The sequence below is a fragment of the Kiritimatiellaceae bacterium genome, assembly GCA_013141415.1.
GTDB lineage: Bacteria > Verrucomicrobiota > Kiritimatiellia > Kiritimatiellales > Tichowtungiaceae > Tichowtungia.
The window spans coordinates 482,761-507,453 of record JABFQY010000003.1 but is presented as its reverse complement, the minus strand read 5'-3'; the positions used below and the strand labels follow the sequence as shown (position 1 = coordinate 507,453).

Annotated in this window: 23 protein-coding genes; 8 read left to right on the top strand and 15 right to left on the bottom strand. The window is 53.0% G+C overall.

The genetic code is table 11. The features are described 5' to 3' along the window. The first annotated feature begins 21 nt into the window (after positions 1-21). Together priA and HOO88_06360 are read left to right on the top strand one after the other, a co-directional pair. Positions 22-2,919, top strand: a complete 2,898-nt coding sequence (gene priA, locus HOO88_06365; protein ID NOU36376.1) for a primosomal protein N' — start codon at positions 22-24, stop codon at positions 2,917-2,919. Positions 2,920-3,055: 136 nt separating this feature from the next. Further along, complete coding sequence (locus tag HOO88_06360; GenBank protein NOU36375.1) at positions 3,056-3,490, top strand: OsmC family protein; 435 nt, start codon at positions 3,056-3,058, stop codon at positions 3,488-3,490. Here the strand turns inward: HOO88_06360 and HOO88_06355 are convergent. Together HOO88_06355 and rpoN are read right to left on the bottom strand one after the other, a co-directional pair. Further along, positions 3,487-4,074, bottom strand: coding sequence for a 3'-5' exonuclease domain-containing protein 2 (locus HOO88_06355; protein NOU36374.1), 588 nt, complete (start codon positions 4,072-4,074; stop codon positions 3,487-3,489). The two genes, HOO88_06360 and HOO88_06355, sit on opposite strands and share 4 nt — an antisense overlap. A 114-nt stretch (positions 4,075-4,188) precedes the next feature. Next, a complete protein-coding gene (gene rpoN, locus HOO88_06350) occupies positions 4,189-5,604 on the bottom strand; it encodes an RNA polymerase factor sigma-54 (protein ID NOU36373.1) in 1,416 nt (471 codons plus the stop codon). A gap of 90 nt (positions 5,605-5,694) precedes the next feature. On the opposite strand from rpoN, the gene HOO88_06345 reads away from it, so the two are divergent. The 4 genes from HOO88_06345 to HOO88_06330 all read left to right on the top strand — a co-directional run bounded on the left by HOO88_06345 (position 5,695) and on the right by HOO88_06330 (position 9,969). After that, on the top strand, positions 5,695-6,468 hold the full coding sequence (locus tag HOO88_06345) for an MBL fold metallo-hydrolase (protein NOU36372.1): 774 nt from the start codon (positions 5,695-5,697) through the stop codon (positions 6,466-6,468). Between the two features lie 6 nt (positions 6,469-6,474). Continuing rightward, the gene (gene lpxK / locus HOO88_06340; protein ID NOU36371.1) at positions 6,475-7,623 is read left to right on the top strand and encodes a tetraacyldisaccharide 4'-kinase; all 1,149 of its coding nucleotides are present in this window, start codon (positions 6,475-6,477) and stop codon (positions 7,621-7,623) included. Positions 7,624-7,840: 217 nt separating this feature from the next. Beyond that, on the top strand, positions 7,841-8,080 hold the full coding sequence (locus tag HOO88_06335; GenBank protein ID NOU36370.1) for a hypothetical protein: 240 nt from the start codon (positions 7,841-7,843) through the stop codon (positions 8,078-8,080). A gap of 125 nt (positions 8,081-8,205) precedes the next feature. Continuing rightward, a complete protein-coding gene (locus HOO88_06330) occupies positions 8,206-9,969 on the top strand; it encodes an ABC transporter ATP-binding protein (protein NOU36369.1) in 1,764 nt (587 codons plus the stop codon). Positions 9,970-9,989: 20 nt separating this feature from the next. Here the strand turns inward: HOO88_06330 and HOO88_06325 are convergent, their stop codons facing one another. Then, positions 9,990-10,961: a hypothetical protein gene (locus HOO88_06325; GenBank protein ID NOU36368.1), complete on the bottom strand. Its 972-nt coding sequence runs from the start codon at positions 10,959-10,961 to the stop codon at positions 9,990-9,992. Positions 10,962-11,251: 290 nt separating this feature from the next. Between HOO88_06325 and HOO88_06320 the strand changes: the two genes are divergently transcribed. After that, entirely contained in the window at positions 11,252-11,800 is a 549-nt protein-coding gene (locus HOO88_06320; protein NOU36367.1) for a hypothetical protein, read from the top strand. 72 nt (positions 11,801-11,872) lie between these two features. On the opposite strand, the gene HOO88_06315 is transcribed toward HOO88_06320, so the two are convergent. The 12 genes from HOO88_06315 to HOO88_06260 all read right to left on the bottom strand — a co-directional run bounded on the left by HOO88_06315 (position 11,873) and on the right by HOO88_06260 (position 22,921). Then, positions 11,873-12,430, bottom strand: a complete 558-nt coding sequence (locus HOO88_06315) for a CatB-related O-acetyltransferase (GenBank protein NOU36366.1) — start codon at positions 12,428-12,430, stop codon at positions 11,873-11,875. A 40-nt stretch (positions 12,431-12,470) separates the two neighbouring features. Next, positions 12,471-13,304 carry an alpha-1,2-fucosyltransferase gene (locus HOO88_06310; GenBank protein NOU36365.1) on the bottom strand — a complete coding sequence of 278 codons (834 nt, stop codon included), beginning with the start codon at positions 13,302-13,304 and terminating at the stop codon, positions 12,471-12,473. Continuing rightward, on the bottom strand, positions 13,305-14,048 hold the full coding sequence (locus tag HOO88_06305) for a glycosyltransferase family 25 protein (protein ID NOU36364.1): 744 nt from the start codon (positions 14,046-14,048) through the stop codon (positions 13,305-13,307). It lies immediately after the preceding gene. Positions 14,049-14,061: 13 nt separating this feature from the next. Continuing rightward, the gene (locus HOO88_06300; GenBank protein NOU36363.1) at positions 14,062-15,072 is read right to left on the bottom strand and encodes a glycosyltransferase; all 1,011 of its coding nucleotides are present in this window, start codon (positions 15,070-15,072) and stop codon (positions 14,062-14,064) included. 38 nt (positions 15,073-15,110) lie between these two features. Beyond that, on the bottom strand, positions 15,111-15,914 hold the full coding sequence (locus HOO88_06295) for a hypothetical protein (protein NOU36362.1): 804 nt from the start codon (positions 15,912-15,914) through the stop codon (positions 15,111-15,113). 266 nt (positions 15,915-16,180) lie between these two features. Beyond that, positions 16,181-17,209: a glycosyltransferase gene (locus HOO88_06290; GenBank protein NOU36361.1), complete on the bottom strand. Its 1,029-nt coding sequence runs from the start codon at positions 17,207-17,209 to the stop codon at positions 16,181-16,183. A 3-nt stretch (positions 17,210-17,212) separates the two neighbouring features. Continuing rightward, positions 17,213-17,977, bottom strand: a complete 765-nt coding sequence (locus HOO88_06285; GenBank protein NOU36360.1) for a hypothetical protein — start codon at positions 17,975-17,977, stop codon at positions 17,213-17,215. A 28-nt stretch (positions 17,978-18,005) separates the two neighbouring features. Next, positions 18,006-19,112 (bottom strand): glycosyltransferase family 4 protein, encoded by a 1,107-nt coding sequence (locus HOO88_06280; GenBank protein NOU36359.1) that lies wholly within the window; start codon positions 19,110-19,112, stop codon positions 18,006-18,008. A 98-nt stretch (positions 19,113-19,210) separates the two neighbouring features. After that, positions 19,211-20,008 (bottom strand): GxxExxY protein, encoded by a 798-nt coding sequence (locus HOO88_06275; GenBank protein NOU36358.1) that lies wholly within the window; start codon positions 20,006-20,008, stop codon positions 19,211-19,213. A 29-nt stretch (positions 20,009-20,037) separates the two neighbouring features. Beyond that, complete coding sequence (locus HOO88_06270) at positions 20,038-21,000, bottom strand: hypothetical protein (protein ID NOU36357.1); 963 nt, start codon at positions 20,998-21,000, stop codon at positions 20,038-20,040. Continuing rightward, positions 21,000-21,893 carry a lysophospholipid acyltransferase family protein gene (locus HOO88_06265; GenBank protein ID NOU36356.1) on the bottom strand — a complete coding sequence of 298 codons (894 nt, stop codon included), beginning with the start codon at positions 21,891-21,893 and terminating at the stop codon, positions 21,000-21,002. Before HOO88_06265 ends, HOO88_06270 begins: the two co-directional genes overlap by 1 nt. Continuing rightward, positions 21,890-22,921, bottom strand: coding sequence for a hypothetical protein (locus tag HOO88_06260; protein NOU36355.1), 1,032 nt, complete (start codon positions 22,919-22,921; stop codon positions 21,890-21,892). The genes HOO88_06265 and HOO88_06260 overlap by 4 nt, the downstream gene beginning before the upstream one ends. 99 nt (positions 22,922-23,020) lie before the next feature. Here HOO88_06260 and murJ point away from each other — a divergent pair, with 99 nt between their 5' ends. Further along, positions 23,021-24,595, top strand: coding sequence for a murein biosynthesis integral membrane protein MurJ (gene murJ / locus HOO88_06255; protein ID NOU36354.1), 1,575 nt, complete (start codon positions 23,021-23,023; stop codon positions 24,593-24,595). Positions 24,596-24,693 lie beyond the last annotated feature (98 nt).

The window sequence follows — 24,693 nt, the reverse complement described above, 5'->3', positions numbered from 1 at the left end:
CGTGGCTACTCTCTGTTCCCAATGAACCGCATTGCCAAAGTCGCTGTTGACCTCTCGCTGGACCGTGAGTTCGACTATCTGATTCCCGAGCCGCTCCGTCCGCTGGTCGAGATCGGCTCGCGGGTCGAAGTGCCGTTCCGGTCGCGGACGGTGACCGGCTTCGTGGTCGGTTTTGCGGATAAGTCGGCTTTTGGTGATCTCAAACCCATCGGTAAAGTACTGGGCGAAAAGTCGCTGGTTACCGAATCGGTCATGGAGTTAGCGCGCTGGATGTCTTCTTACTATTTGGCACCATTCGAAACCTGCGTGCGGACTCTGCTTCCCGCCGTTGTCCGCAACAAAGAAAGTGGCGGCAAGAAACAGCTGACGGTTTCTCTGAATGTAGACGCGACGCCCTCGTCGCGTTTTAACAGTTTTGATTTATCCTTGGCTGTTTCTCATTCTTCTGGCGGCAGCCTTTCGCACTGGCGGCAGGACGGCACTACCTATTTCGTGACTTTCCGGCTGGCTGACTCTTTGCCGCAGGAAAAGCTGAAGCAGTGGCAGAAGGAACGGGATGAATGGCTTGCTGAAAACCCTAAACCAGCGGCAGGACGCGACGAGGGCGTCGTGTCTACAGAAGACAACGTAGATGCGACGCCCTCGTCGCATTTAGCTGAGTGGCAACAGACATACCGAACTTGTTTTACAGAACGCTTCGAGCGCTGGCTTGATCAGGGATCTGGTTTCTGCGTTTTTCAAAGACCGGAACTACGCAAGCCTGTTGTTGATGCACTGTATGCAAAGCAGGGTGTGCAGTATGATCTCCGAAGTTATATTGTTATGCCGAATCATGTCCATGTTTTGGTCTCTCCTCTTGGAGACCACACTCTTTCCGCGATTGTTCAGGCGTGGAAATCAATATCTGCCCGGAAGATCAAGAAACTGACAGGACAGTCTGAGTCGGTTTGGCAGAAGGGGTCATTTGACCATATCGTGCGCAGTCCGGAGAGTCTGGAAAAGTTCAGGCGGTATATTGAAGAAAACCCCAAAGGGCTTGCATCAGGGACATACAGCATTTTTAAGAGAGAAGAACGCGACGGGGGCGTCGCGTCTACGTTAACTCCCAAACAGCAAAAAATAATTGATCTTCTTCAACGCGCCGGTTCGATGCTCCTAATGGAGCTGACGGTTGCGGCGGAAGTTTCTGCGGCAACCATCAAAACGCTGGAGAAAAAGGGCCTGGTGACGATTTCCAACGAGTCGGTTTACCGCGATCCGCACGAAGGCGTTGAACTGCTCAAGACCGAACCGCTGGCGCTGATGGAACAGCAGTCCGTGGCACTGAAACAGATTGTCGAAGCGATGGACGAAACCGATCCGCCGGTATTGCTTCTTCACGGCGTGACCGGTTCCGGCAAGACGGAAGTTTATTTACAGGCGATTTCCCATGCGCTGGAGCAGGGCAAAGGCGCGATTGTACTGGTGCCTGAAATCGCGCTGACGCCGCAGACCGTTGACCGTTTCCGCTCGCGCTTTGCCGATAAGCCGGAGCGGGTGGCCGTTCTGCACAGCTCGCTGTCCGACGGCGAACGCTACGACGAGTGGCACCGCATCCGCTCCGGCGAAGCGCAGATTGTGGTCGGCGCACGTTCGGCGCTGTTTGCGCCGGTTCATAATCTCGGCCTGATCGTGGTGGACGAAGAGCACGAGCCGACCTACAAGCAGGACGAAGTGCCGCGCTACAGCGCCCGCGACACCGCCGTGATGCGCGGCAGAATGGAAAAGTGCGCCGTCGTGCTGGGTACGGCGACGCCCGCGCTGGAATCCTACGCCAATGCGAAGAGCGGCAAATACCGCTACGTCGAACTGCCGATCCGCGTGGACGACCGCCGGATGCCGCCGATCCATATTGTGGACATGCGCATTGCGGCAGAGCGGGAAGGTAAGCCGGTGCTGTTTTCTCGCGAGCTGGTCGAAGCCATCCGCATCCGGATTGACCGCGCCGAACAGACGATGATTTTCCTGAACCGGCGCGGATTCGCTTCGTCGCTGATCTGTCCTGACTGCGGCTATGTGGCGGAATGCGAGCATTGCAGTGTCGGCATGACGTTTCATAAGGCGCGGGCAAAGCTGGTCTGCCACATCTGCGGCGAAGAAAAACCGGTGCCGGTGCGCTGTCCGGAGTGTAAGTCCGACAAGTTCCGCCACGGCGGCGCCGGTACGGAAAAAATTGAAGAAGTGATGTTAAAGCTGTTTCCGAAAGCGCGGATCGAGCGGATGGATTCCGACACGATGCGCCGCAAGAATGCGCACCGCGATGTACTGGCAAAATTCCGCACCGGCAAAATCGATATTCTGATCGGCACGCAGATGATCGCCAAAGGATTGGATTTTCCGAACGTCACGCTGGTCGGCGTGGTGAATCCTGACCACGCGTTGCACATGGCCGACTTCCGCGCCGGGGAGCGGGTATTTCAACTGCTGACGCAGGTAGCGGGCCGCGCCGGGCGCGGCGAGGCGGCTGGCGAGGTGATCGTGCAAACCTACACGCCGCACCATCCGGCGGTACAGGCCGCGCGGCGAATGGATTTTGAAGGTTTCTGCGAACAGGAGATGGCCTTCCGCAAAGAGCTGGGTTATCCGCCTTATACTCATTTGACCTGCATTACACTGCGCGGCAAAAACGAGGCCGAGGTGGAAGCGACGGCGGAGAAGCTTTTCCAATGTTTAGAAAAAACGGCGGCGGGTGGAATTGTACTTTCACCGGCCATCCCTGCGCCGATTTCCCGGATGCGCGGCGAATACCGCTGGCAGATTCTGTTGCGGGCGGCGCGGACGAAAACGATGAATGACGCCATCCGCGCGGCGTTCGGAATGATGAAACTGCCGAAGACGGTTAAGGTGACGGTGGATGTGGATGCAACTTCGTTATTGTGAAAAAGGTTTGGAGTGCGCAGGCTTGCCTGCGCTTTGGTTACCGAAGCTTGCTTCGGTGAGCGGGCGAAGCAAGCTTCGCCTGTGAAAGCGGCGGCAAGCCGCCGCAGTCCATAATGGGGTTTAAAAGGAGAAAGCTGTGGCGATAAAAACGGTAAAAGTGGAATCGGTGCTGGATGCGAAGTTTAAGCTGGAGAGTTCGGTGCACGGGCACAAGGTGATTGTCGATCAGCCGGCGAACGCGGGCGGAACGGATGCCGGACCGACGCCGCTCGATTACCTACTGGTTTCGCTGGCCGGATGCATCGGCACCATCGGACGGATCGTTGCGATGCAGAAGCGGATTGCGCTGCGCGGCATGAAAATCACCGTCGAAGGCGACATCAACACGGATGGCCTGCTCGGCAAACCGACGGACGATCCGGTCGGCTTTAAGGAATTTCGGATATTGGTAGATGTTGACGCCGACCTGACGGCGGAAGAAAAAGAAGCCTTCATTCACGAAGTCGATGCCCGCTGCCCGGTTTCTTTCAATTTGCTCAACGGCGCGCCGGTTAAAATTTCCGCCGTTTAACTTTTGATCAGCCCAAGTCCGTCCATGTGCCGGTAGATTTCGCGGCCGAGCCAGGCGTCGGTGGCGGCGTAGCGGATCTGGGATTCGGTCAGTTCGTTTTTCGCCCAGTTGGAAGTCTGTTCCCGTTTTGAAACGCGGAAGCCCAGCAGCAGGGCGGCCAGTCCGCGCAGTCCGAGGTTTTTGATGTGCGCTCTTTTGGCGTGTTCCGCCAGTTCGACAAATCCGGCCGGTTCAAAGGCGGTCAGTTTGCGCAGTTCGCTGACGTCGGAGCGGATGGACACGCCGGTTTTGATGATGTCCAGGCTGGAAAGTACTTCGCACAGTCCGCTGGTCAGACCGGTGAGTTTGATCTGAAACAGGAAGACTTCGGTTCCGGTCGCCAGTTGCAGAAGGGACGGCTGGTAATATTCGCCGACGCGGAAGGTCGGTCGGGTTTCGGTGTCGAATCCCAGCAGAGTCTCTTTCTTCAGCCTTACGGCGGCGCGCTCCGCGTCGTCCGGCGTGCGGATCAGGTGAATCGGGCCTTCATACTGCTTCATCGGCAGGCGGTTGATTTCGTCTTTGGTGATGTGAAGGTTTGTCATGGCGGGGCGTAGTATTTTTTTACTTGTAGGACAGGCTTCTCTGTATCCAGAGAGCCTGTGTTCAGCACACGCTCCCGAATACGGGAAGCGCGTCCTACAATTTTAAATGTTTCATCAAGTTTGTCGGCGGAGGCGGGCGGGGAGGATTTTGAGCTGTTCGCGGTATTTGACGACGGTGCGGCGGGCGATATCGAATCCCTGCTTGGAAAGTTCGTCGGCGATCCGTTGGTCGGAAAGCGGGTGGCGCTTGCTTTCAGTGCGGACGATGGCGGCCAGCGCGCTTTTGATGGACGCGTTGGAGATGATCCGTCCGTCGGCCTGGGCAACGCCGGTGGTGAAGAAGTATTTGAACTCGAAGGTGCCCTGCGGCGTGGCCATATATTTTCCGTTGCAGGCGCGGCTGACGGTGGTTTCGTGGACTTCCAGAATTTCGGCGACCTGTTTCATGGTGAGCGGTTTCAGGCCGGAAATGCCTTCTTCGAGAAAGTCCTCCTGAACGCGGACAATCTCGCAGGCAAGGCGGTAGATGGTGTCCTGCCGCTGGTCGATGCTGCGGATGAAAAATTTACTCTTAGCGATTTTTTCGCGGATATATTTGCGGGTGTCGGCGGCAACGGCTTTGTCCTTCAGCAGCTCGAGATATTTCTGGCTGATGAACAGGCGCGGGTAGGGACTTTTATTCTGGGTGACGGTCCAGACGCCGCCTTTTTTCTCGACCGAAATTTCCGGAATGACGTATTCGGTTTTGTCGGCGGTGTAGTTGCGGCCGGGTTTCGGGTCGAGGTCGGCGATGGCGGCGGAGAGTTCTTTGATTTTTTCAATCGGCAGGCGCATGGCGCGGGCAATCTGCTCGTACTGGTGGGCGCCGAGTTTGTCGAGATGGTCGCGCACAAGGATGGCTTCCAGCGATTCGCCCCGGCCTTGGTGGCGAAGCTGGAGCAGAAGGCACTCTTTCAGGTCGCGTGCGCCGACGCCGACGGGGTCGAAACCTTGAATGACGGTGATGATGCGTTCGAACAGTTCTTCGGGAAATTCGGGCGTGGAGCCGATAATGCCGTCGAGATCGAGCTGGAGGTAGCCGTCGTCGTCAATACTGCCGATGATGACTTCGGCAATGCCGCGTTCGCGGGCATCGAGTCCGGCGAGGGTGAGCTGCTGAAGGAGATGTTCCTGAAGCGAGGCGGCGCCTTCGATGGAATCCATCATGAACTGATAGCGTTCGTCGTCGCCCTGAGAGCGGGCGACTTCGCGGTTACTGCGGAAGTCGGCGTCCCACTCGGCCAGCTCGGTCAGTTCGCCGATTTCCCGCTCCTCGCGCAGTTCTTCGCGGGCGGCCTCGTCGAAATCGGTGGACTGTTCCACTTCGGGGGCTTCGCGCTCGAGGGTGGGGTTTTGATCCATTTCCTCGCGGATCATGGTTTGGAGGTCGAGAATCGGGACTTGCAGAATTTTCAGGGATTGGAGCATCTGCGGAGTGAGCGACTGCTCCATCCGCTGCACCTGAATTTGACCTAGATACTGTTCCGCCATTTGGGTTTACAAACTTCCTGTCCTGTCTGACAATTACCGGCTGATAAATAACACACAACAGCTCCGGCTGTAACATCCAATTTAACGCTTATGACATTGAAACTTTGTGTATTGGCCAGCGGCAGTTCCGGCAACTGCACGTTTATCGGCACTGAAACGACGCGCATTCTGGTGGATGCGGGGCTTTCAGCGCGTAAAACGGCTGAGCGGCTGGCGCAGATCGGCGAGCGGATCGAGAATATTGATGCGATCTGCGTGAGCCATGAACACGGCGACCATATTACCGGTATCCGCGTACTCCAGAAAAGCCACGGCATTCCGGTTTATGCCAATGCCGGAACCTTCGAAGTGATCGGCGGCGATATAAAAGGATCCCGGTTTATCACCGGATCGCCGTTCACCATCGGCAACTTTTCCATTCATCCTTTTCCGGTGCCGCACGATGCCAACGATCCTGTCGGCTTCGTTTTTTCGGCGGGAAGCCGGAAGGTCGGCATTGCGACCGACATCGGAATGGTGACCAATGCCCTGCGCGAACGGCTGCGTAAATGCGACGCGGTGGTGATCGAGGCCAACCACGACGAGACGCTGCTGCACGAAGCGGATCGCCCGTGGAGCCTTAAACAGCGCATTCGGGGCAATCAAGGGCATCTTTCTAACCGGGCGGCGGCGGGGCTGATGGCTGAAATCGCCGGTGAAGGGTTGCAGCATCTTTTTCTTGCGCACCTGAGTTCAGATTGTAACAGTCCGCATCACGCCCGAACGGCCTTTGAAACTCTGCTGGCCGAGGCCGGGCATACGCATGTCACGGTGCGGCTGACCGGCGCCGACGGCGTCAGTGAGTTGCTGATTTTAGAAGGATAGGATTTTATGCCGAACCGCTCGAACGAAAGGCTGGAACAGAGATTACTGAAAGTGATCTCCAAGGAGGTGCGCGGCAAGCGCGCCGCCTGTCTGCGCGGCTTCCTCAAAACGCTTTCATGGCTTTTTTCTGTGATCGTGCAGGTGCGGCTACTGCTGTACCGGCACCGGATCATCCGCGCCAATACGCTGGGCTGTCAGGTGATCAGCGTCGGTAACGTGACGGTCGGCGGAACCGGTAAAACGCCGATTGTGGAAACGTTTGCCCGCTCGCTTCAGCAGAAAGGGCGCAAAGTCGCCATTCTGAGCCGCGGTTATAAGAGCCGGAAGACGCCGCTGTGGGAAAAGCTTCTGAAAAAAGAAAAGCAGCTGCCGCGCGTCGTGTCCGATGGAGAACGGCTCTTGCTGAACTCCGATCTCGCCGGTGACGAGCCGTACATGCTGGCGTCCAACCTGCCGGACGTCGTCGTGCTGGTGGATAAAGACCGCGTGAAGTCCGGCAAATATGCGATTAAGCATTTCGGCTGCGATACTCTGGTGCTCGACGATGGCTTCCAGTATCTGAAACTCCAGCACCGGCTGGATATTGTGCTGGTCGATTATACCAATCCGTTCGGCTATGACCGCGTTCTGCCGCGCGGACTGCTGCGTGAGCCGATGCGCAATTTGAAACGGGCGGGTTTTATTTTTATTACAAAATGTCCGCCGGAAGGGGCGCCGGAGCTGAAGGCGAAACTTCGGGAACTGAACCAGCACGCCGAAATTTCCGAGTGCCGCCACAGTTCAAAATATCTGGAAAACCTTTATACCCGCGAACAGACCGGGCTCGATTTTCTGCAGGGCAAAAAAGTGGCGGCGGTTTCCGGGATTGCGGTGCCGGAGAGTTTTGAAAACGGAGTGCGTAAGCTCGGTGCGGAAATCGTCCATAGCGCGCAGTATGCCGACCATCACCGCTACACCCAGCAGGAGATCATCGAGACGATCAACCAGGCCGTCGAAGCCGGAGCCGAACTGATTGTCACCACCGAAAAAGATGCCGTGCGGTTTCCGCTCCTCGACCGTTGCGATCTTCCGGTTATCTTCCTGCGCGTGGAAATTGAAATGCTTTCCGGCTCCGATGCCTTCCATGACTGGATCGACCGCATCTGTTTCAAATAACTTCTTAAGGCCGAGACCGCCGCACGCCACGCCTTTGTACATGATTTTGTAATGCAGTTTGAAAAGGGTTACCACACGCTCCCGAGTACGGGAAGCGCGTCCTACAACCATAAAGAAACATGACGTTCCAATCGTTAAGCTGGGGGCATCCTGGGAAGGGTTTTCCTTTGAATCGGTGGCTCGCGCTATTGGTAAACGAAATGAGGAACTGTCTTTTTTGGCGACACACTCCGGTGCGGAGGTGGGTCTTTTTTGGCAGGCAAAGGGACAAAACTGGGCCGTCGAGGTGAAGTATGGCAGTGCACCCCGGCTGACCCCGTCTATGAAAAGTGCAACTACAGACTTGGATATGGCTCACCTCTGGGTGGTTTATCCCGGCGAAAAATCCTATCTGCTGGCCGAGCGGGTGAGTACACTTCCAGTTTCTTCTTTAACTTCATCGTGGCCCTATAAATGATGAAAACGGCTCTCATTCATTACTGGCGGGTGAACCACCGTATCTGCCGAAGCCCGCATGCGCACCGGAAAAGCGTGAGGTGAAAGGCTTGGAGCCTCAGCGAGTTCCGTGGTACAACCTGCCCCATGAAAAAAGCTGATCTTAAAGTTCCGCAACTGTTCCGGATGTTTGCCCCTTATTTCGTTCTGCTTAAACCGGTTAAGTGGCACTTTGCTGGGGCATTAATTTTCGGGACGATTACAGGCGCGGTCGGCGGATTCGGGTTTCCGTTTATGGCCTATAAAATTCTGCCGAAGGTGTTCGGAGAAACTCCGCCCACGGGTTGGATGCTGGCTGGAGTGGTCGGAATGCTTCCCTTGGCATTTCTATTAAAAGGAGTCAGTCAATTTTTTAATCAGTATCTGGCTGCTTTCTGCGGTGCGCGGGTGCTGGTTCAGTTGCAGGAACGGCTCTACCGGAAACTTCAGGAACTGCCGCTGGCCTTTTTTGGGAAATCACGAATTGGCGATCTGATGGCACGGGTCAATGGCGATGCGACAACGGTGCAGATTGTGGTGACCCAGTTCTCGAACGAGCTGCTGAAACAGCCGATTGCCTTTATCGGGGCAATCGGAGCTTTGATTTATATGGCCGTGCAGAAAAAAGAGATGCTCTTTATTCTTTTCGCGCTGGCCATTATTCCGCTTTGCGTGTTGCCGATCCGCTATGTAGGTAAGCGCCTGCTGGCCCGCGCCTGCCAGCTGCAGGACAGCGCCGGAAATATTGCAACCGCACTGAATGAAAATCTCAGCGCGGTGCGTGAGGTGCGGGCTTTCAATCTCCAGGAACGGGAGAACACCCGTTTTTCGGCGCTACTGAACCGGATGGCTGTATATACTATCAAGACCGCAAAGTACGGCAATATGCTGGCTCCGACGATTGAGTGGATTTCCGCCTGCGGGGTGTCGGGGGCTATTTTCTATGTGGCACGAGCCAACATGGGAATTCAGGATATTCTTCCGTTGCTGACAGCGCTGTACATGACCTATGACCCGATCAAAAAACTGGGTGCCATTCACCGGTTGCTCAAAGTCGGGGAAGCTTCTGTGAAACGTATCGAATATATACTTCACGCCGAAGACACTGTGCTGAATGCAAAGAACCCTGTGCCGTTTCTTCCGGGGAAAGCCGGAATCGGGTTTGAGAATGTCACGTTCGCCTACGCAGATGAACCGGTGCTTAAGAATATTGACCTGACGATTCCGGCGGGTACCACCGTGGCGCTGGTCGGCCCGAGCGGTGCCGGCAAGTCGACTTTTGTAAACCTGATCCCGCGGTTTTACGATGTGGATGAAGGCCGTATACGGATCGGCGGAACAGATGTACGGTCTTATTCGAAGAATGATTTGCGTGCCCATGTTTCAATCGTTTCTCAGGATACAGTGCTTTTCAACGATACGATTCGCAACAACATCCGGCTGGGACGGCAGAATGCGACGGATGCAGAAGTTGAAACCGCCGCGCGTCACGCTTTTGTACACGATTTTGTCACACAGTTTGAAGAAGGCTACGAAACGATGGTCGGTGAACGTGGTGCGAGGCTCTCCGGCGGTCAGAAGCAGCGGATTGCGATTGCCAGGGCGTTTCTTAAAAACGCGCCGGTGCTGATTATGGACGAAGCCACCTCGTCACTGGACTCCGAAAGCGAAGAGAAGGTACAGCTGGCGCTGAATGAGTTGGTACAGGGGAAAACCGTCATCCTGATTGCTCACCGGTTCAGCACGATCCGAATGGCCGACCGCATTATTGTGATGGAGAACGGGATGGTGCGCGCTTCCGGAACGCATGCGGAACTTTACGTTGCGGATGCACTCTATAAGAGCCTTTATGACAAGCAGTTTATAGAATAAATGGAAGCGATGGATCATTCTTATGCTGGAATGATTGGCAGCACGCCGTCATCAATTAGAACTTCCAGCGCTTTTGGCATCAGGTTTTGCGAAAGATGCACCGAGTCCAGATAACGATCTTCTTCAGGAACTGAAACATCAGTGGATAATCCGCTGGTTTTCAGTCCGCATGAGGAAGCTTTTTCTTTCAGGATGCTGCAATAGAGCCGGGTGAGTTCATCACGCAGCGATTGAGGCCCGATGGCCGGCAGGGATGCAGTGTTTTCAATATCTTCAGTGGGAGGGAGTTTGGCGTTTAAAGCGGGTAGCCATATAACAGGGCGGTATCCCCGTTCCTTTAAATCAAGGGGCAGTTTAAGGAAGCGATCAACGGTTGAGTTAACCGCTTCTTCTGTGGATTTTTTTCCGGACAGGATCGCCTTGGGGATGTGGCACCGGATATCAATTTCTCCGAAAACGAGCAGAATCGTTGCGCCTTTCGGAATGACCTTTTTTCTCAGCAGTACATTCAATTTTTCACAGGCACGTTCAGATGAGCCTTTTGAGGCGGCCTGCCAGGCTGTTGCTGCACCAAGATGAAAAACACGGAAAACCGGAAGCAGTTCGGTACACACATTGATATGCGTGACCCGGAAAAATCCTGTAAAAACACGATACGCCTTGTGGAACAGCAGAGCTTCAGCTCCGGAGAAGAAAGCGCTGTGACTGTCTCCGACCACATATACTGCAGGACAAGGAGTCGCGGGGTGATATCCGAGGTGTGTCGCTAAAATATTCAACCGACGTTGATTTAGTACCGCCGGAAGCGGGCGGGAACTTCCGGTGTAATCACGAAGGGCGTCTTCAAGAGACCGCAGTTTATTGAAAATGTCAGACGTCATAATACCATTACTACATTGTGGGCGGAATAAGTCGCAAAGGGATTCAGCGCGGATGCTGATTATCCTGCAAATCAATGTGTTATCTATCGTGCAGCAAGATAGAACAGTCAATCAGATTTTCAGCTCCGGGTGCTGATAGAGCCGTGCCGTTGAGCCGTAATCTTCGTACAGAACACATCGCAATCATGGATCCGTGTCTATGATTGAATCCCGGATTTTAATGATATTGAAATAAATATACAAAAATCGTGGACACTATCAGGCGTAATGCTAAAACCTATTTCCATGACAGGCGGCCTTGTGCGGCTCGCCGGTGATTGTTGGAATAAGTGGGGAAGATTATGGGCATCCTTGGCAATCTAAATGAAAAATTGAGGACGCGACGGGAATACAGGAAGTGGATGGCGCGCGGCTATGAGTCTCCGAGCCCCACATGGATTAAACGGAGCATTTTATTGCGGCTGGGGGCCAGGAACGCTACATGGGTTGAGACCGGCACTTTTCTTGGTGATACTGCTGCATTATTGGCATCTGTATCAAAAATGGTCTACACCATTGAACCGGAACGAACATTGTTCGAACGAGCCGAGAAACGGTTTCATAATGACTCTCGCATCCGCGTCATTCACGGGTTGTCGGAGGGAGTGTTCCCGACGTTGCTGCCGACGTTGAGCGGTAAAGTGAACTTCTGGCTTGATGGACATTATTCCGGCGGCAGTACGCATCAGGGGCCGAGTGATTGTCCTGTACGTGATGAGCTGGAAAATATCGAAAAAAATCTATCACGCTTCGAATCTGTGACGGTGCTGATTGATGACATCCGTTGCTTCGATCCTTCAATCCCTGCATATGCCGATTATCCCGATATTGACTGCTTAGTTGACTGGGCGCGCAGGAATAATCTGCGCTGGCACATCGAACATGATATCTTTATTGCCCGCAGTAAGTAGGCCGAATCAAGATTCTTATCATCATTGCACTAAACCCAGCGGTTCATATTCCGTCGTACATTTATGCATTTATCATTTTAATAGCTCCACTGCGCGCGAAGCTTCATTAATGGGTAAGTTCCACCATTGTGATGCCATAATGCGGTGCATCTTTTCTTCATCAAAACGCATTCTTATCATTCTTGCAGGAACTCCTGCGACGATTGCAAACGGGGGGACGTCTTGCGTGACTACCGCATGCGCTCCAATAACGGCACCATCGCCAATGGTTACACCTCTTCGAATAAAAGCAAAATTCCCGATCCATACATCGTTCCCAATGACGCACCTTTTTTGTGTCAGTTCCTCGTAGGGATTTTTATAAAATATAGAACTCGTACTTATTCTCCCCATATCGTGTTCGCCCGGGCCTATTGTGACGAAGTTTCCGATGGAGCAGTAATTTCCGATTGAAGTTTTGGTTACGATTGAATAGGTGTTGATTGATGTATATGAGCCCACTTGCGACTTGGCATCGACAAAGCATCCTCGACCGAAACAAGTTCCTGTTGCTACTTCACACTTCACAGAATGCTTTCGTTTTATGTTCCAATATTTTTTCCTAATTTTTTTTAATAATCTAGTCATCATATTTATTCCTCAGGAATGTCTATGGTTCTGCAGCACTGCTTTATTCAATTAAAATCCACTGGTCAGGGTAGATATCCCTATTGGTTGATTCTGAGGTTTCGGTGAACCATCGATTAGGCGCTATAGTGAGCTTGTTATTTTTTGAGCTGAGCCATGCACCCCACCAGCTAAACGAGCTGTTGGCGATAATGTGGTGGGTACACTGCGACATGAGTGCCATATCCATCCAGCTGTTTGCCCCGCAATTCCATCCGGTATAAACGGCCTCCTGTCCGGCGAAAAGGCCGCGGCAGTACGGTATGTCGTCAGAAAAAATGATCGGGGTGCAACCGGGATAAATGGAATTAAGTTTTCCGAGAGCCCGGCGATAATAATCTGGGGTGCAGATATCGCCCAGTCCAGAATGTCCCACATAGTCGCTTCTGCGGACATGTACCGAGACGCAGGGGCGGGCGGCGATGATTGTCTGCAACCGGAGATTTTCAGTCCCTGAGAGAGGTTTGAATTGGAAATCGTTCCGAATCGTTTCTGCGATATCGGCAAAATATTTTTCTGTCTGCCAATAGCCGTCAATATAGCCGCCATTTATTTCCAGAAAGCGCGGATTGAAACTCATATCGGCAGGTTCGCGCTGTCGGCTGGTTTTGCGCAAAGCCCACGCATAAATATTCAGCAGAGAATGGGTGTTGGTGACGGTGATTTTTTTCGATAAAGGCAAGTCAAATGCGGCATCAAGTTCCCAATGCCGTAATATGGTGCGACTTCCGTGCCATTGGGCAATTACCTTTTTTCCCCGGGATTGCAGTGCTCGTGCAAATGCGTATTGGAACATCTGATTACCCAGTCCTCCAGTTATTCGGACCACAATCATCATTTATCTCCTGCGCGTCCGTGCATCCCGTAAATAGCGGTATCTATGGAAGCGCCGTTCAAACCATGTAAGCAGGTGGAAAAGGTGGAAGGTTGTGGCACGGTAGAAGTAGATTCGTTTTGCTCTGGGAATCTGTCCGGGGAATTCTGCTTCGAGTTTAACCGGCAGCGGCGCAATACATGCGGTTTTAAAGCCGTAATCCCAGTCGCGATCCAGTGCCACGTCATACGGGAGGCACATGGGAAGCATTTTTGTCGTGCAACAGCGTGCGGCATGGCGGTTCACAAAGTAGGCTCCGGTGTTTTTCAATACCCGGAGATTATAAGCCAGCTCATGATTTTCCGATAGCCGGGCAAAAGGAAGAAAGGTGCTGTTTCTCGATGAGGTCAGCCGAATCATCTCCCAGTGTTTCCCATGTTGAATGGCGCTGGCAAGCAGTTGTTCGATTTCTTTGGGAAGGGTGACGTCGTCCTCAAGAATCAATGCATAAGGTTGATCGCTCTTGAGAAATTCTTCCATTGCCTTCATGTGGCTGAAGTAGCATCCGATTTCGCGTTTGTTGGTAACTTTTCCGGTGAGGACATTGTACTTATGTTCGTTATACCCCTCAACTGGATCGGCAAGCTGGTCGCCATAAACCGCTTCAATCCGGGTGTAGGGAATGCCCAGGGATTCCAGATTATTGCGCATGTGCTCCCAGCGCTTGGTCGCATGTTGCAGATTGATTATGTAGGCGTGGATTTTCATACGGAGATCTTTCTTAATGCATTTTGCGGCGGGGTAGAAATGTGTGGCAGAAGTTTCGCCAGCCTTTGCGGAAAAGTTTATAGCCGTGAATATACGGGCGGTGGCACATATCGTACAGATTCTGTTCATTTTTCAGACCCCAGCGTCCGCGGTTGCGGCGGAAGGCGGTCTTTGGATCCTGATCAAAAATATTTGAGAGGAAGTCCGCGAAGGCTTTGTCGCGCAGGCATTCCGGCTCGATTCCTCCCGGGAACCATGGCTCTGCCAGCATCTGCCGGTAGAGGTTATCGTCCTGATCAATCCGTTTAACCTGTTCAACCGCTTCCTCCAGAGTTTGGAAATCATGGCAGTTGATAAAGGCTTTTGCGTTGAACAGCTTTCCGATGGTTGGATCTCCCCAGTAGACCGGAACGGCATTTGCCGCTGCGGCCTCGGCGAATTTTTCGGTCAGGTAGCCAGGGTGCGAGCAGTTTTCAAAAGCTATCACAAATTTATGCTTTGACTGAAATGCCAGTTTATCCGCGACCCGTCCACCAACATTATTGCGCCAGCGTCCGCCGGAGTTGACGGGTTTGTAGGCGGAGAGCAGATCGAAGATCCGGATGCGTTCCTCCGCGCTGTTTGTTGTGTTGGACATAACATAGGCACAGAAATCTGTTTTGTTACGAAAAATTTCGTCGACCGACGGCCGTGGAGCGGTCAGTACAGGATAGGCTTCATGGTAAAGCCGGATAAGTGGAAGCCAGATGTAGCGGTCGCCGAATGTCAGTTGATCAAAAGCCATCGCATAGTCACTGACGGCGAAATTAGGCGTCACATTTTCACCAGTAATGAAGATGCGCACGCCACTGTATTTTAAAACATCATGGCCGGAGTTAGAGTGGAATACATAATCCGCATCGCGGTCGGTAGTGATTTCGAACGTATAACGGTATTCGGCAAGCTTAAGAACCATTCCGAGCATGAATTTTTCTGAACCAAAATCAACTGCCGCAATACGGACGCTAAGTTTTTCATCTTTCATTTAGGCGCTCCATGGCGGATGGCTTGCTGCTATGACCGTTATGCGTACCAGCAAGTCGGTAGAGCCAGGTCGGGCTTTGTTTTTATGGTTTTTCGATCCAGTTGATTCGGAAATACGGGGGTATGATTGGCCGGCTGAATTCGATCTCGCCGCAGGAACGTAAATTCCATCGTAGACGGGATTGCCAGTCCGCCGTAAGAAATTGCGCGACGATTGTTGTTCGGGTGCAGATGAACAACCGCATGGGTTCTCAGTAACTTAAAAAATGCCCGGCTCATCCACTTAAAGGAGTACTCGTCGGTCAGTTGATGCAACTTATGGAATTCAATGACAAGTACACGAAATTTGTTGAGCAACGATTCGGACATATTGTGGATCACTTCATACTCGCATCCTTCAATGTCCATCTGAAGTATGGCATCGGGCGAGTTGTTAGAAAGGGATCCCAGCTCTTCATGATACCACGTATCCAGAGTGATCAACCCGTCTGCCGGATCGTCGATAGAAGCGAGAAACTTTTTGATGAATCGGAACCGGGGATGTTCGACTGCAGGGCCATCCACGGACCGGTCTGCCAAAAAAGCCAGCATTCCCCGATTCACCATATCCAGTTCGAAGTCACTGCAGTCTGCAACTCCCGGTGAAAAACAATGTAGAACCCCATCAAGATCGTCAGGCAGCAGATATCCCCCGTCTTTATCGGGACCTATCCGAATCATATCTTTTTTAATCGCAGTAACACGCAACGCCTGTACCAGTGATCTCAGGTCGGCAACGGGCGTGGTATCCCCCGGGAAAATACCGATTTTTGTTAGAACCTGTTTTGTGTGATAACTACCCATATAGGGAAACTCCGGTTAACTGAACCTTGTCATCTCAGGGTGTCGAAATCGAAGGTCAATTTCTCATCTGCCAACGACCGTAAAGTAGAGACTCCAATACGGCTGCGCAAGCTCAAATTGCCCGTTGAGCCTTCTGCTGTATATGTAATGTGTATTAATGAATGCATAGCCCCTTTAAAGTACATTTGCCTGAATATCCCGGTCTACGTTTTCAGCACTAGTGAAAAAGTTCTCTGGATATTCGAATTTATCGGGCCGTATATTCTTTAGGAATATTTCCTGATGCTTCGCAGAAAGTTCCGGCCGCGCCAGACAGCAAAGCGGACAAATTCGGCAGGATGGCGCACCCGCATGATGCGCCGGTTGTAGATTTCTCCTTTTTCCGCGTCTGCCGGCGGAGGCACCGCATTTTCAATGATCCGGCTGAGCATGGCCGGAAGGTTATATTTTTCGATGACAAGTTGCCGGGCTTCCTTGACGGCTTCAAGGCGGCGTTCGTATTCCCCATCGGTAGTCAGTATCCGGCGAATGGTTTTGAGGGATCCTTCGAAGTCGTTGATGTCGATCTGGATGACGCTCTCTTTTGGAAAATAGTCAAAAACGTTCGGGCAGCCGCAGTAGATCGGTACGGTATAGCCGAGAAAGGCGTCGGCCAGTTTTTCGGTCCAGTGGTGCTTTGCAATATGGTTTTCAACGGCCAGATGAAATTTATAAGGATCCAATGCGTCTGCTTTTTTCTCAATAAACCGGACGCCGTGTCCGAAAATTTCGAGAGCCGGCAGTTCGGCTTTGAGGCGTTGCGTGAAGTCATAACGCCGGGCATGCATCGTGTGGGCCTGCCGTTTGGATGAGCAGACCGTGGAGATCAGCCCGGTTTTGGATATCGGAGATTCCTGACAGACTTCATCATAGGATTTTCCGTAGAACCAGAGATTGCCGGTTTGCGAGCGGATGGCATTCCGGTGCGGCAGCGCCCATTCCTCCTGACTGGTCAGAATATGGCCGAACTGTGCGGCGAAGGCCTTGCCGTACCGGGCAACGGAAGAAGGCTCTGATGTGATTAGAATGGTGTTCTCTCGCGGACAGGCCAGTTCTTCTTTCAGGCCGGGCAGAATGGGCGATAGATCATCCATGACAACCAGCCAGTCATATTCGCGGCTGAACGGGGCGGCATTAAACCGGCAGGTTCCCCATTGAGGCTGATTCCCAGGACATTGGGCTGCCAAATTGGTGCCGCCTTCAAGACTTCTGCCTCTGGCCGCCAGCTTGACCCGGATGAGTGTCGTACTGTTCATGTTTCAGAATTTCTCTTGCGGCCAGTATTCTGTGATCCATGGAGCGGGGCAGGTGTGATGATGCGGGCGCTTTCCTTTGTAGCCCTGTATCGCTTCATCCGGATCCGGTTTGCCGTGGAAAACGAGAATGCGTGTCTGTTTGGGCAGGACGGGCTGAAGAATCAGGTTGAACGGGAAGATACGCATGCTGTGGCGCTTGAAACTGCGAACCCATTTTTCAGGCCACCAGGTTCGCTCTTTCATGGCATAGGTTAGAAAAGCCTGTTCGGTGCAGAAAATACTCCGGTCAATGGCACGTTCTTTTTCCCGCAGGAATGTATCGCAGATATACTGTGATTTTCCGGCCTCAAAGCGGAATGCGGATGAGTTGCCGATAGCCGGACGTTTGCGGAATATTTGTTTCCGAGCCTCAATCCAGTTGTGGATTATGATGTTTTTACCCGGCATGTAATCGAAAAAACAGTCGATGTCATCAATGATGGCGATGTCGATATCGCAAAAGAGCGTAGGGCCCTTCAGGTTTGCAAATCCATCTGCTGTGATCAGCATTTTCAGAAACACATTCGGCCATGCGGGCAGACCGGGGTTTTCTGGAATCGGTGCCGTCTCTATTCCCTGCGCCAGCCCCTCCGGATTATCTGTAACACACACAAAGCGGAACGGGCGATGAAGGTGTTTCTTGACTCCGGCATACAGATTATTGACGTAGTGAACGCCGTAGCGCGTTCCCCATTTGAAACAGATTACATTTACCAGTTGATTATTCATTTATACCTCATATATCACAAATTGCAGACTAGCCTTGGGCGTGTTGCTCAAAAGCCTTTTTATACACATCGATTGTTGTTTCAACCATTTTTTCCAGAGTGAAATGGCCGAGGACATATTCCCGCAGGCCGGTGCGCGGAATTTCTTTCTGCCTGCGGATCGCCTCGGCCAGTTCGTTCACATTGCCGGGCGACACAAGAAATCCGTTAAGCCCTTCTTCGATGATATCCAGTGCGCCGCCGTGACGGGTGGCGATTACCGGAGTGTTCATGGCCATGGCCTCAATCAGTGTGCGGCCGAAACTTTCCGGCTTTTTGGAGCAGGAAACCAGGATGTCGCTCAGAGCGTAGATTTCCGGCATTTGACTGTGACTGCCGGCGAAGACGATCTGCTTTTCCGCGTGCAACTCTTTAACCAGTGCAAGAAGCCGTTCGTAATAGGCCTGCTTATCGTGCCGCACGCCGCCGACGATCAGTCCGCGGAGTTCCGGAATTTTCTGCGCGCAGGCGGCGACGGCGCGGATGAAGGTTTCGTAATCTTTCAGTTCCGTGATGCGCCCGACAGCGGTAATAATGAATTTTCCGTTCAGGTCGTATTTCGTTTTGAACGCGTCGATCCAGCTTTGATCGAGCTTCGCGGGGTCAAATTCTGCCGGATCGATTCCTCGGTGGATGACGGTGATCTTTTCTTCCGGCGTGCCGTAGTTTCCCTGAATAAACTTTTTGACCGGATTACTGACGCAGATGACGGCGTCGCCTTGGGTCATGATTTTGCTGTATTTGCTGATGCTATTGAATCCATGCACGGTGGTGACGAAGGGAATGTTCAGTTTCTTATTAGCAAAGAAACACAGCCAGGCCGGAACGCGGCTGCGGGCATGGAGAATATCAGGCGAGAGGTCGGAGATCAGACGACGGAGATCAGAAACTCTTTTTGGAACGGTGAGTGGATTCTTGGAGCAGACATCGAGGGTGATGTGCCGTCCGCCATCTTTTTCAATTTGTGCAACCTGACTGCCGCCTGCGGAAATGACGGTACTTCGGTGTCCGCGCCTGACCAGTTCGCGGTTCAGTTCGACGGCGCCGCGTTCGACGCCGCCCTGATTCAGTTCCGGAAGTATTTGGACAATGTGCATGGGGGGAAGTTAGCATGTTTCAGCAGAACAATTGACAGCAGAATCATTTTTTTTGAGGGTCAGGGAATAGAGTGTTGGTAGAACCATTGACAGCAGAATCATTTCTGGAGAGTGATCATTTGAACTATGTTTTTGTTGAAATTCAGCCATTGAATCCTCCTCAGAGGGGTGTATGAAAAGAGTTTTTCAAGATGTATTTCGTAGGAGGGGTGGTGTTTCGCGATGGCGGAGATGTGAAGGCCTGTGCCCTCGTTTAACAAAGCGAGTTTTTGGTGGCCCAACAATCTTCCTTCGGAGGAGACTGCAACTGAGCAGAGTTTACGGTTGCTGCCGAGAAAATGTTTTATGGCTTCCGTGTAGAGATCAACACTCAGGAAAAGACCCCAGTCTTCAAGCATGCTGCTAAGTACATCGCTGAGAATAATATCTTCTGAGTCAGAGCCCTTCCAACGTCGAGTGTCGAGAGAGACGTTTTTTCTATCTTCTGGTGTGAGCGATGTAGAAATAAACCGGTGTTCAACAGAAGTAGGTCCGAAATTGATTAGTTTACCGTGATGCAGTCCCGCGAGAAGGAGGTAGTTGATCAGTTGGAGGTCATTATTATTGTTCAGTGCTGTGGTTGCTTTGAGTTCGTATATCCCACCGTTGTTCGCGAGCATATCCAGAAAATACAGTTTGCGGAAATCTCTGTATTCGACGCTGATTACGCCCTCAGTAAGAACTTCTAATCCATGAACTCTACAGCGGAATGCCAGTTCGTTTTGATAAATCGTCTCGTCAAATAGCCGACCCATCTCGTTTTGGATGTCAAAGGCATGTCTCATTACTATTTTATCAACAGCATGAAACTCATCCTGTGACAGGATTCGCGGCGTGAATTTGCAGGTTATAGGCATAAGGAGGCTGCTCCTGAATGATTATGCTGTTAATGATTCTGCTTAATTTTTATTAGCGGTTTGAGGTGTTCTTTCAGTAGAGCGGAGAGGTGGATTTTGCGGCTCGCCGCACCAAGAGTTTCATCAAAAACATGGACTGCGTTGAGGTTTTCCAATCCGCGGATGAGTTCCTGAAACTTGTTCGGCGTTTTGGTTTGCCGGTTCATCAGGATTTCTACAGAGGCCGTACCGAAGCTGGCACATTCGCTGACCATGGAGGCGGAATCGCTGGTGACGAACAGCCGGTCGCAGAGCTGAATGAATGCCGGAACCGGATTGTACGGATCGCGCGAGTTGATCAGCCGGTAGTCGAACGGCAGGGATTCAATCACGGCTTCGACATCCGCCGGAGTGCGGCGCGACGTGGTCACCCAGCGTTCGCAACCTTCGGTGAGGGCAAACGTTTTTTCCAGCTGTTGCTTGAGCGCGGCGGCGTCAATCGTCGATATCGCGTTCGGTCCGCCGATGATAAATCCAACCGCCGCCGGCTTGGCCGGTTTATATAATTTTTTAAACTCATCCGCTTTTTCGACGAAGAACGATGGGTCAGCGGCGCAAAGATTGAGCGGCAGTTCGATGATGTTTTTCCGTTTTGGCGGATGGTCGTAAGCCGGACAGAGAATCCATGTGAAATTTGGGCGATAGCCTTTTGGATTCAGAATGGCGATGTTTGGAAGACCCAGCTTCCGGGCGAGAACCTTGTTCGGATAGAAAGTCGTCGAGCCGGTCGAAATTACAAAGTCAAAGTCAGCAGTCGGCAATCTGAAATCGGCAATCTGAAATATCTTTTCCGTGTAGATTCCGAGGCGGTCGAAGAGATAGGAGAGCGCTTTGGCGGATTTCCTAGAATAGGAAACCGTGACAATCTCATACGTCAATCCCAAGTGTCGACAGAGAGCAATGGACTGATTTTCGTGACCGGGTTTACCATCGGTTAAAAGCAATGCCTTCATCACAGCCTCCAGCGGTTATGCATCCAGAACCACTGGTCGGGATACTGCCGGATCGTTTCCTCAATGACACGCTGATAGTGCTGAGTCAGTTTTTGAATCTGTTCTTCCTGCGGAGACCCGTCATCGTTCCACTGGATGGCATCGCCGATAATCAGCTTATAGCGGCGGCGCGATGTCTTCATCAGAAAAACCGGAATAACCAGCGGATCAAACCGGATTTGCAGTGCCGCACAGGAGGCCACCGCCAGAACGCTCTGCCCGAAAAATTGAACAGGAACGCCTTCTTTCGGCCCGATTCTCTGGTCGATCAGAAACGAAACCGCTTCGTTGCGCTTCAGGGCTTTGACCGTATTGATCATGGCGTTTTCTTTGTAGAAAACCTTGTTGCCGTACCGCGTCCGCAGCGGCGTTACAATCCGGTCATCAATCAGCTGATTGCTTCCCTTGCGGGCGACCACATGCGATTCCAATCCTTGGAGTGCGCCGTACTGTGCCATCAGTTCCCAGTTGCCGAGATGCCCGGTGATGTGGAGGGCGCCTTTGCCGGACGCGTTTCGCATCGTTTTGTATTTTTCCAGTTGTGCATCGTCCACCATGGAAAGGATCTCTTCGGGGCTGAGCTTTCCGGCCATTAGAAGAAAACTATCGCCGGTGAACTCGGCCATATTCAAAAACGCCCGCCGCGCAATCCGGACGCGTTCCTTCCGGCTTTTCTCCGGGAAAGCGATCGCCAGATTCTTCAGCGTCAGGTTGCGCCGGCGGAAGCCGAGCAGAAAAAAAAGATCACCGAACAACCGGAAGGCCGACGTGATGATTTTTGTCGGCAGGGGCTTCAGACAGACGATGAGTCCTTTAACCAGTGCGTATTCGGTTTTTTCTCTGAACGGATTCATTTGCCGCTGACTGAAACCAGAAGATCGTTGAGGTAGAGTTGCGTGATCATATCGCAGTCCAGGCGATGTCCGGCCTTGTAGGAAGTGATTTCTCCGGCGAACCGAGCGTCGGGGATCAGTGCAACCGCCGCCAGCAGATCGAGTACGCCCCGGTGCCAAACCGGCTCCAGAGACTTTCCGTTACGAATCAGGCGCGGCTGATTGTGATAACGGGTTTTTCCGGCAATCAGGATATTCTGGTCGGTGTAGCCGAGATTGCGAACGTCGGCGAAAATTTTGCCGATGGTTTTGCAGTAAAGCGTTTTTCCGTACGGCGTGTTGGTGCGCGCCTCCGCGCCGGTTTGAATATTGGTGAAGTTAACCGGGAACTGGATGCGTTGCTGTCCGATGGCGTTCGGAAAGTTAACAGCGGCATCCACCGTCAGCTTCGGTACGGATCCGGTATGCGGTGCGATGGTCAGGAACTGTCCGTGATCCCAGCAGAGCGTGACCGGCTCTTTAACGGTCACATAATTCACCGGACGGTTCACCGTCCGCCGCCCGGCACGGTCGAGCGCTTCAATCAAATCAAGACTGCCGCGTGCAAACAGCGGCGGATCGCCGGAATCAATTTTGATCATCAGATTGTCGATATCCATGCCCATGCGAAGCGAAATGATATGTTCCACCATGCGGACATAGTTATGCGGTCCGCCGGCGCGCAGCACGATGTTGCTGACGATGGAACCGGTCGTCCAGACGTTGTCAATCGCCACGCGAATCGGCAGAGAGTTGGGCAGGTCGGTGCGATCCAGCCACCAGCCTTCGCGGTCGGTCGGCGCGAACGTGATCGTCGTGGTGGATTTTCCCGCGAAAGTTCCCGGCCCGGAAACGCTGACCGCTTCAGCGATGGTCTTCTGCTGGGTGCGGGGAGGGTGACTTGGCTGGTCGGTCAGGTCGAGATCAACCGGAATCCGGTTGAACTCCTCATAGGAAGCGGCAAGGATTTCTTCATTGCCCGCCAGCAGGCGGCCTGGAGTTTTACTCATAGGTTCAGTCCGTGGTTAGATCATTAAATTTCGTGTTGTAAGATACGAAAGCCTCTATAGTCTTGCGAGTTCCAAACTTTGGAAAATCAGACAAACTTTATGGAACACCGTAAATTATTCCGCTCGGTTGGAACCGTCAGCCTGTTCACCATGCTGAGCCGTCTTCTCGGTCTGCTGCGCGAAACCGTCACCGCCGCCGCCTTCGGCACCAGTGCGGTGATGTCCGACTTTGTCGTCGCCTTTCGCATCCCGAACATGTTTCGTGCGCTATTCGGCGAAGGGGCGCTTTCCTCTGCCTTTGTGCCGGTTTTTTCAGCGGTTCGTGCCAAAGAAGGCGAGACGGCGGCCTGGCGGTTCGCCCGCCGGGTATTGACGCTGATCGGCGCGATTCTGATCGTCATTGTTCTGATCGGCATCGGCATCACCTTTTTTCCGCCGCTGGTCGAAGCCTTCCGCAAAGGAACGCAGACGTTGCCGCTTCTGCGCATCATGCTTCCGTACCTCTTTTTCATCTGCCTGACCGCGCTGTCTCAGGGAATCCTCAACAGCTTCGGCAAATTCGCGCTGGCTTCCTTTACCCCCTGCCTGCTGAACATTACCTGGATCGCCTTTGTGATTTTCGTTTGCCCGCGGATGGGTGCAACACCGGAAGATCAAATCGCCGGCGTCGCGTTCGGCGTGCTAGTGGCGGGCGCGGTACAGCTGGCGGCGCAAATTCCCGCCATGTACCGGCTCGGCTGGCGGCCGGGCGTCGATCTGAATGCAAAGGATCCGCAGGTCACCCGCTTCATCGGCCTGATGGCGCCGACCGCGCTCGGCCAGTCCGTTTCGCAAGTTAACATGACCATCAACAGCATCATGGCGCGCTGGGCGACGCCGTGGGCCGCCGCTACCATGTATTTCGCTGAACGCCTGCTCTACTTTCCGCAGGGCATTCTTGCCACCGCCATGAGCACCGTTTTGCTTCCGGTATTCTCCAACCACGCCGCCGTCGGCGAAGAGGAACGTATCCGCCTGACCATCAACCGCGCCCTGCGGATGCTTTTGTTTGTCATGATACCGGCGGCGGTCGGCCTGATGGCGCTGGCCCGTCCGGTCACTGAAATGCTTTTGGGGTGGGGCAATTTTGATGTCGATTCCGTGGATCGAACGGCATCGGTACTGCGCGTTTATGCGCCGGGCCTTTTCTTTTTCGGACTGGCCAAAGTTTTTGTTCCGGCCTTCTACGGACTGGGCGACACCCGCACGCCGTATCGCAACGGACTCTACAGCGTCGGCATCAACTTTTCGCTCAACCTGATTTTCACGCTATCGTTGCCGACCGAATACAAAGCCATGAGCCTCGCCGGTTCAGCGGTCGTATCGGAAGCCTTCAACGGACTGACGCTCGGCTGGCGGCTCGGACGTCGCATCGGATCGCCCGGCTGGCTGTCGGTACTGGCCGGAGCCGGACGCGCGCTGATCGCCGCCGTGATTATGGGCGCGACGGTAATCTTCGTTCACGGCTGGATTTTTCAGGCACTGAATAATCACCTCGCCGGAAAACTGACGCAGTTTATTTCTGTCGGCGGCGCCATCGCCGGCGGCATGATCGTTTATCTGCTCGCCTCTGTCCTGCTTTGCCGCCGCGAAGCCGCCCAGGTCTTCAACGCCGTCGTCCGGCGGAAAAAGTAGGACAGGCATCCTGCCTGTCCAGACAGGCTGGAAGCCTGTCCTACATTGATCAGTACCGATTAAAATTTCGATAGAAAATCACTTGACCAATTGCTTGA

Coding starts and splice junctions, on each gene's coding strand:
- priA (NOU36376.1), top strand. CDS start 22: ATGAACCGCATTGCCAAAGTCGCTGTTGACCTCTCGCTGGACCGTGAG.
- HOO88_06355 (NOU36374.1), bottom strand. CDS start 4,074: ATGACAAACCTTCACATCACCAAAGACGAAATCAACCGCCTGCCGATG.
- rpoN (NOU36373.1), bottom strand. CDS start 5,604: ATGGCGGAACAGTATCTAGGTCAAATTCAGGTGCAGCGGATGGAGCAG.
- HOO88_06345 (NOU36372.1), top strand. CDS start 5,695: ATGACATTGAAACTTTGTGTATTGGCCAGCGGCAGTTCCGGCAACTGC.
- lpxK (NOU36371.1), top strand. CDS start 6,475: ATGCCGAACCGCTCGAACGAAAGGCTGGAACAGAGATTACTGAAAGTG.
- HOO88_06330 (NOU36369.1), top strand. CDS start 8,206: ATGAAAAAAGCTGATCTTAAAGTTCCGCAACTGTTCCGGATGTTTGCC.
- HOO88_06320 (NOU36367.1), top strand. CDS start 11,252: ATGGCGCGCGGCTATGAGTCTCCGAGCCCCACATGGATTAAACGGAGC.
- HOO88_06315 (NOU36366.1), bottom strand. CDS start 12,430: ATGATGACTAGATTATTAAAAAAAATTAGGAAAAAATATTGGAACATA.
- HOO88_06310 (NOU36365.1), bottom strand. CDS start 13,304: ATGATGATTGTGGTCCGAATAACTGGAGGACTGGGTAATCAGATGTTC.
- HOO88_06305 (NOU36364.1), bottom strand. CDS start 14,048: ATGAAAATCCACGCCTACATAATCAATCTGCAACATGCGACCAAGCGC.
- HOO88_06300 (NOU36363.1), bottom strand. CDS start 15,072: ATGAAAGATGAAAAACTTAGCGTCCGTATTGCGGCAGTTGATTTTGGT.
- HOO88_06295 (NOU36362.1), bottom strand. CDS start 15,914: ATGGGTAGTTATCACACAAAACAGGTTCTAACAAAAATCGGTATTTTC.
- HOO88_06290 (NOU36361.1), bottom strand. CDS start 17,209: ATGAACAGTACGACACTCATCCGGGTCAAGCTGGCGGCCAGAGGCAGA.
- HOO88_06285 (NOU36360.1), bottom strand. CDS start 17,977: ATGAATAATCAACTGGTAAATGTAATCTGTTTCAAATGGGGAACGCGC.
- HOO88_06280 (NOU36359.1), bottom strand. CDS start 19,112: ATGCACATTGTCCAAATACTTCCGGAACTGAATCAGGGCGGCGTCGAA.
- HOO88_06275 (NOU36358.1), bottom strand. CDS start 20,008: ATGCCTATAACCTGCAAATTCACGCCGCGAATCCTGTCACAGGATGAG.
- HOO88_06270 (NOU36357.1), bottom strand. CDS start 21,000: ATGAAGGCATTGCTTTTAACCGATGGTAAACCCGGTCACGAAAATCAG.
- HOO88_06265 (NOU36356.1), bottom strand. CDS start 21,893: ATGAATCCGTTCAGAGAAAAAACCGAATACGCACTGGTTAAAGGACTC.
- HOO88_06260 (NOU36355.1), bottom strand. CDS start 22,921: ATGAGTAAAACTCCAGGCCGCCTGCTGGCGGGCAATGAAGAAATCCTT.
- murJ (NOU36354.1), top strand. CDS start 23,021: ATGGAACACCGTAAATTATTCCGCTCGGTTGGAACCGTCAGCCTGTTC.